This window comes from Paracoccus sp. SSK6, from assembly GCF_039770665.1.
GTDB lineage: Bacteria > Pseudomonadota > Alphaproteobacteria > Rhodobacterales > Rhodobacteraceae > Paracoccus.
The window spans coordinates 1-266 of sequence record NZ_JBDPNJ010000122.1 but is presented as its reverse complement, the minus strand read 5'-3'; the positions used below and the strand labels follow the sequence as shown (position 1 = coordinate 266).

At 60.5% G+C, this 266-nt stretch carries 1 protein-coding gene; it reads right to left on the bottom strand.

Annotated features, from left to right (window positions below; translation table 11 throughout):
• Positions 1–16: 16 nt before the first annotated feature.
• On the bottom strand, positions 17–266 hold a 250-nt coding region (locus tag AAIL68_RS17670; RefSeq protein ID WP_347141085.1), incomplete at its 5' end, for a transposase.

The following is a 266-nucleotide window of genomic DNA, read 5'->3' as shown; positions in this document are numbered from 1 at the left end:
TAGGGTGTGTTGACGTTCACCGGAGCCGGATGACGGTTGCGGCGAGAGCAATGAAGGCGCTGAAACTTTCATCAGTCTTGCAGCAGCGCATGGCGATGCCTCTGTATTCCTTGAGCCTGCCGAAGAGGTTCTCGATTAGGTGGCGCCACTTGTAGGTTTCGCGGTCGAATTCGGCGGGGAAGCGGCGGTTGGACTTTGGCGGAATGACCGGCTCGATCCCTGCACCGGTTAGCGCCTCGCGCAGCCAATCGGCATCGAACGCCCGG